This window comes from Pseudoalteromonas sp. (assembly GCF_041613455.1).
In the GTDB taxonomy this organism is placed as follows: Bacteria; Pseudomonadota; Gammaproteobacteria; order Enterobacterales; family Alteromonadaceae; genus Pseudoalteromonas.
The window spans coordinates 1-6,848 of record NZ_JBFJHD010000162.1 but is presented as its reverse complement, the minus strand read 5'-3'; the positions used below and the strand labels follow the sequence as shown (position 1 = coordinate 6,848).

At 46.7% G+C, this 6,848-nt stretch carries 4 protein-coding genes; all 4 read left to right on the top strand.

All coding sequences use genetic code 11. The features are described from left to right. Nucleotides 1–22: 22 nt before the first annotated feature. On the top strand, nucleotides 23–1,882 hold the full coding sequence (locus tag ABYB02_RS12915) for an alpha-amylase family glycosyl hydrolase (protein WP_372762852.1): 1,860 nt from the start codon (nucleotides 23–25) through the stop codon (nucleotides 1,880–1,882). Continuing rightward, nucleotides 1,879–3,363 carry an MFS transporter gene (locus ABYB02_RS12910; protein ID WP_372762851.1) on the top strand — a complete coding sequence of 495 codons (1,485 nt, stop codon included), beginning with the start codon at nucleotides 1,879–1,881 and terminating at the stop codon, nucleotides 3,361–3,363. The genes ABYB02_RS12915 and ABYB02_RS12910 overlap by 4 nt, the downstream gene beginning before the upstream one ends. A 13-nt stretch (nucleotides 3,364–3,376) precedes the next feature. Then, nucleotides 3,377–5,776, top strand: coding sequence for a glycoside hydrolase family 15 protein (locus ABYB02_RS12905; RefSeq protein ID WP_372762850.1), 2,400 nt, complete (start codon nucleotides 3,377–3,379; stop codon nucleotides 5,774–5,776). 67 nt (nucleotides 5,777–5,843) lie between these two features. Further along, a partial coding sequence (locus tag ABYB02_RS12900; protein WP_372762849.1) for an alpha-amylase family glycosyl hydrolase occupies nucleotides 5,844–6,848 on the top strand: 1,005 nt, incomplete at its 3' end.

Here is a 6,848-nt window from a genome sequence, read left to right as displayed (position 1 = left end):
GTAAAGTAGCACTATGACAATGATGAAGATAATTAAATATAGCCCTTTGCTATTGGCCAGTAGTTTTTACTTAGCCGGCTGCTCAGATAGCGAAACGCATGCTGAGCAAGGGGCAGAGCCTGCGCGCGAAGTGATCAGCAAACCGGTGGTGTATCAGGTGTTTACCCGTTTATTTGGTAATACCGAAACGGCAAATATTCCATGGGGCACGAAAGAGCAAAATGGCGTAGGCAAATTTGCCGACTTTAACGACGCAGCACTGCGTGGCATCAAAGAGCTGGGTACCACTCATATATGGTACACCGGAGTATTACACCATGCGTTAGTAGGTGATTATAGCCAATATGGCATCACTCCCGATGACCCTGATGTAGTAAAAGGGCGTGCGGGTTCGCCATATGCGATTAAAGATTATTACGACGTGAACCCCGACTTGGCGGTGAATGTTGCCGATCGTTTAGCAGAATTTTCAGCGCTAATTTCCCGTACCCATCAACATGGTATGAAAGTGATTATTGATATCGTGCCCAATCATGTGGCGCGAAACTATCATTCAACGGCCAAGCCTAAAGGCGTGAAAGACTTTGGTGCAGACGACGATACCAGCCAAGTCTACGCTAAAAATAATAACTTTTATTATGTACCCGGTGAGTCATTTAACGTGCCGCACAGTGAAAGCTACCAAGTGTTAGGTGGCAACGCCCACCCATTAGCCGATGGTCAATTTAATGAAACGCCAGCAAAGTGGACGGGTAATGGTGCACGTGCCCCTCAACCTGACATAAATGACTGGTACGAAACAGTAAAAGTGAACTACGGCGTTAAACCCGACGGCAGCTACGACTTTGCTAAGTTACCCGACGATTTTGCTCATAAAGATTACCGTGAACATTACGCATTTTGGCAAGATAAACAACTGCCAAATAGCTGGTATAAGTTCAGAGATATAGCCCTTTATTGGTTAGATAAAGGCGTTGATGGCTTTCGCTATGACATGGCTGAAATGGTGCCGGTAGAATTTTGGAGCTTTTTAAACTCCTCAATAAAAATGCATAACCCCGAGGCGTTCTTGCTGGCCGAAGTGTATAACCCGCAATTATACCGCGCCTATATTCAGCGAGGCAAAATGGATTACCTGTACGACAAAGTCGGTTTTTACGATACGCTAAAAGGGATTATGCAAGGTAAACAACCCGCTAACACGCTATTTAAAGCACAAGCTGACGTGGCAGACATTGAACAGCACATGTTGCACTTTTTAGAAAACCATGACGAACAACGTATCGCCAGCCCAGACTTCGCAGGTAGCGCAGCCAAAGGCAAGCCCGCGATGGTGGTGTCGCACTTAATGAGTCGCTCACCTACGTTATTATATTTTGGCCAAGCGGTGGGCGAAGATGGCTCTGAAGACGCCGGTTTTGGCAAACCAACGCGTACCAGTATTTTTGATTACATAGGTGTACCAGCGCATCAAGCTTGGATGAATAATGGTCAGTTCGATGGCGATGGCTTAACTGCGCAACAAACGCAATTACGCCAATATTACCAAGCCATTATGGCGTTGAGCAGCCATCCTGCCATTGTTGCCGGCGATATGCAGCCGTTAACGGTGCTAGATAACCCGCATGTATTGGCATTTAGCCGTCGTATAGGGCAGCAACAACTGTGGGTGATCAGCAACTTTTCTGAGCAAAAACAACAAGTAACGGTGCAGCTGCCATTAAACTCAGTTACGCAAACTGCTGTTGGCAACACGCAATTAGTAGATTTACTTGAAGCGCAGCCCGGTGCGCAGCTAACCATGAGTGCAGACGCTGCACAAATCAATTTAACCTTAAATGCGCTAAGCAGTGCTGTTTTAACACCTGAGGATCGTCCATGAAAGATAACAAACCGCAGCTGAGCTTTTGGCAAATTTGGAATATGTGCTTTGGCTTTTTAGGTATTCAGTTTGGTTTTGCACTGCAAAACGGCAATGTCAGCCGCATATTTCAAACCTTAGGTGCAAATGTTGATGACATTCCTATTTTATGGGTAGCGGCCCCATTAACCGGATTAATTGTGCAGCCTATTATTGGTTATTGGAGCGATAAAACTTGGGGCAAGCTAGGTCGTCGTCGGCCGTTCTTTTTATATGGCGCCATTTTTACCACTTTAGCGCTATTTATTATGCCTAATTCGCCTACTTTATGGATTGCTGCAGGTATGCTGTGGATCATGGATGCATCAATTAACGTCACCATGGAACCCTTTCGTGCGTTAGTAGGAGACAACCTGCCAAACAAACAGCGTGCAACCGGTTATGCCATGCAAAGCTTCTTTATTGGGGTGGGTGCTGTGGTCGCGTCAGCCTTGCCTTGGATGATGACCAACTGGTTTGATATTGCCAATACAGCTCCGGCAGGGCAAATTCCAGATTCGGTTAAATACTCGTTTTATTTTGGTGCCGTGGTGTTATTTGCAGCTGTCGGCTGGACTATTTTAACCACTAAAGAATATTCACCCGAGCAGCTAGCGGCGTTTAATGCAGATGATCAGCAAAGCGCGGCAAGCGAGCCGGTAAGCCCAATTAACTTTAGCAAAGGCGCTGTGGTATTTAGCGTGTTAGGGGTCGCGATTTTAGCGTTAGTAAGCACCCTCAAGTTAGAAAAAGAACTGTACTTATTAGCCGCGGGTTTACTTAGCTTTGGTGTTATTCAGTTTATTGCCGCAGCACTGCAAGCTAAACAACGCACCAGCGGTGGTTTTTATCAAGTGGTCAACGACGTATTCACTATGCCTGAGGCGATGAAGCAATTAGCCTGGGTGCAATTTTTTAGTTGGTTTGCCTTGTTTGCCATGTGGATATATACCACTTCTGCAGTAACCAGCTTTCATTATGGTAGCAGCGACACCAGCTCAGCGGCATATAACAATGGCGCCGATTGGGTGGGTATTTTATTTGCAGCTTACAATGGCTTTGCCGCGCTCGCTGCGTTATGTATCCCGATCATCGTTAAGCGTGTTGGCCTAAAAATAGCGCATGCAATCAACCTTATTTTAGGTGCTGCTGGCTTGGCAAGCTTTATGGTAATTAGCGATCCTACGTTACTTATTTGGCCTATGGTGGGCGTTGGTTTTGCGTGGGCGTCTATTTTATCGCTACCATATGCCATGCTCAGTACTTCAGTGCCAAGTAACAAAATGGGAGTGTACATGGGCATTTTTAACTTTTTTATTGTTATTCCACAGTTATTAGCAGCCAGTGTATTAGGCCTTATTTTGCGCCACTTTTTTGCCAATCAACCCATTTATGCGCTGTTGTTAGGTGCGCTGTCGTTGGTACTTGCAGCCGCTGCGGTATTACGCGTTAAACAATCTTAATTGAGAGCTAATAATGAAAAAATATAAGCTAATTACTGCCAGTCTGGTTGCCCTCAGTGTGGTTGCCTGTGGTGGCACTAAAACAACAGAGCACAGTGCCGCTGAGGTTGCCGCACCCGGTGCCCCGGGCGTAGAACCATTTTGGGCGTACGCGGGTAAAACCGGCATTGGTACCGCGTACGAGCAATACCGCAAAGGGCAATATAGCGATGCAGCGGCCACGGGGCCGGTATCAAAAGTATGGTTCTCAATTGCAAAAGGAATGATCACCGAAACCATGTTTGGCTTAATTCACCAAGCGCAAATTAAAGACATGCAGTTTGTGGTGGTGGGACCGAATTTTACCGTGACTGAAGCGGACGAGCTTGATGTAACTATTGATTACTTGCACCAAGACGCACAGGGTCGCCCGTTATCGCTCGCCTATAAAGTAGTAAGCAAAGACAAACAAGGTCGCTTTAGCCTTGAAAAGCACATTTTTACCGACCCTGATGGGCAAACTCTGTTTGTACGCAGCATATTTAATACCCAGCTGGAAGGTGTTAAGGCGTACATAAGCGTTAACCCGTATGTAGATAATAACGGCCTTGATGATTTTGCTAAAACCACAAACCAAGGACTGCTTGCATGGCAGGGCGATAGTTACCTTTCATTACAAGGTGCAGCGCCGTTTAAACAAATGAGTGTTGGTTTTACCGGCGTGAGCGATGGTTTAAACGCGCTGAAAACTACGCAACAACTTGCTGACGTGTATACCAGCACCGGCGAGCAATCGGGCAATGTGAGTTTATTAGCAGAGCTGGGTGAAATTGGTGAAAACAGCCAGTTTGATTTAGCGCTAAGCTTTGGTAATAGCGAGCGCAGCAGCTTTCAGCAAGGCCAAGCGAGTTTAGCGCGGGGTTATCAAGCGGTACTCGATAACTACAACGGTAAAGGGGCAGCGATAGGTTGGCAAGATTACCTCGAAAGTTTAGCGCCGCTAAAAAACATGACAGCCCAAACTGCCGATAACGGTAAGTTGCTGTACACTAGTGCCATGGTGCTTAAAGCCCAAGAAGATAAAACCCACGCAGGAGCGCTGATCGCCTCTTTATCAAACCCTTGGGGCGAAACAGTATCGGCAAAAACCGGCTCAACAGGGTATAAAGCAGTATGGGTGCGCGATTTTTATCAGGTGGCCATGGCATTTATGGCGCTTGGCGATACGGCGACGGCAAAAACCGCTTTTAGCTACCTTGAAAAAGTGCAAGTAAACAGTAAAACCCCAGGCAATAAAGGCGATACTGGCTGGTTTTTACAGAAAACACATGTTGATGGCGAGCTTGAATGGGTCGGGGTGCAGTTAGATCAAACCGCCATGCCACTTATGCTAGCGTGGAAATTACACCAAGCCGGTGTGTTATCAAATAGTGAGCTCAGCGACTGGTATGCGCGTATGTTGAAACCCGCGGCTGATTTTTTAGTGGACGGAGGTCGCGCTAAAATTCTTTGGAACGACACGCAAATCACTCCGCCCGCAACACAACAAGAGCGCTGGGAAGAACAAGCCGGTTATTCACCATCGACCACAGCGGCAGTTGTGGCAGGGCTGATAACCGCAGCAGATATTGCAACGCTTGCCGGTGATGATAGCAATGCCAAGCGTTATTTAGCCACGGCTAAACGTTATAACGCCAACATTGAAAGCACCATGTTCACCACTCAAGGCAATTTAACCTCAGACGCTACTGATGGCGAATACTTCATTCGTATTGGCCAAGATCAAGATGCAAATTCAAACACTAAAATTGCTGCTAATAATGGCCGTGAAGGGTTTAATAAAAAACTCATTTTAGATGGCGGTTTTTTAGAGTTGGTACGTTACGGAGTGCGTGATGCGCTAGCGCCGAGTATTGTTAAAACACTGCCCGAGTACGACGATGAAACGCTGCCAAGTAACCTACAAGTTAAATACAGCTTTGAGTTTACTGACGGCAGTGGCACATTCCCAGGTTATCGCCGCTACGGTAATGACGGTTACGGTGAAGACGAAGTAACCGGCGCCAACTACGCCGAAGGCGGAGTAAAAACCCCAGGACAACGTGGCCGTGTGTGGCCGTTTTTTACCGGTGAACGCGGGCATTACGAAATCGCCGCCGCACAGGCCAACAATGCGCTAGACAGTGCCAAGCAACAGCAAATTAAAAACACCTATGTGAAAGGCTTAGAATCTTTTGCCAATGCCGGCATGATGCTACCAGAGCAAGTGTGGGATGGCGTTGGCAATAATAAACCGGGTTATCAGTATGGCCAAGGCACTAATTCTGCCACGCCATTAGCTTGGACTCACTCAGAATACATAAAATTAGTGCGCTCATTGAGTGATAAGCAAGTGTGGGATCACTACCCCGTGGTTGCAGACACATTAAAATAAGGCGCAACAGTTAAAATCTAGCCGCTATTTTTGCGGCTATTAACATGTATAAACAAATAGGGATGCAATGAAAAGCTTAACTTTATCTACCTTAGCACTGGCACTGGCGTTAGCCGGTTGTAAACCCGCTACCACGGTCAGCAACAACACGGAAAATAGTGTAGCCACAGCAAGCAAAGTGGCCCAGCAGGCAACGCCTTGGTGGCAACAGGCGATATTTTATCAAATTTGGCCGCGCAGTTTTTACGATAGCGATAACGATGGTCATGGCGACTTTAATGGCATGACCGCAAAACTGCCGTATTTACAACAGTTAGGGGTTAATGCACTGTGGCTTACGCCCATGTTTGCAGCACCTTCTTATCATGGTTACGACTTTACCGAGTTTTATCAAGTAGAAAGTGACTATGGCACTATGGCCGAATTTGAAGCCTTTATAAAAGCCGCCGATGACAAAGGCATGAAGGTGATATTAGATTTAGTGATCAACCACATCTCTAGTAAACATGACTGGTTTCAGCGTTCGGCACAACAACAAGCGCCGTTTAGCGATTATTTTATTTGGCGTGACGATCTGCCTAAAGCCGGCAGTGGTTGGGGGCATGCGTGGAGTAATAACGATAAACCCGAAGCCGTATGGCACTGGAACGAAACGCGTCAGCAGTATTACTATGGTGCATTTGGTGCAAGCCAACCCGACTTAAATTTACGCCACCCCGATGTGGTGAGTGAAATGAAAAAAATGGCTAAGTTTTGGCTCGATAAAGGCGTTGCCGGATTTAGGCTAGACGCTGTACGCTTTGCCATGGAAGGGGGCGCTGATGCCCAAGCCGATACCCAAGAAACCATAGAATATTGGCAAGACTTTAATCAATACGTTAAAAGTGTTAATCCAGAGGCGTATTTAGTCGGCGAAGCCTGGGCGGATCTGCCCATTGCGGCACGCTACTATGGCGCAGGCAAAGGGCTAGATCAGGGCTTTGACTTTGAGGTTGGCTATAAAATATTAAGTTTATTAAAGCCCGATGCCAGTGGTGAAGCACAATTTGGCACTATGCAATCGAACCAACAG

What these genes read in the sequence shown, in the direction of transcription:
- ABYB02_RS12915 (WP_372762852.1), top strand. Translation starts at nt 23, where the DNA reads ATGAAGATAATTAAATATAGCCCTTTGCTATTGGCCAGTAGTTTTTAC.
- ABYB02_RS12910 (WP_372762851.1), top strand. Translation starts at nt 1,879, where the DNA reads ATGAAAGATAACAAACCGCAGCTGAGCTTTTGGCAAATTTGGAATATG.
- ABYB02_RS12905 (WP_372762850.1), top strand. Translation starts at nt 3,377, where the DNA reads ATGAAAAAATATAAGCTAATTACTGCCAGTCTGGTTGCCCTCAGTGTG.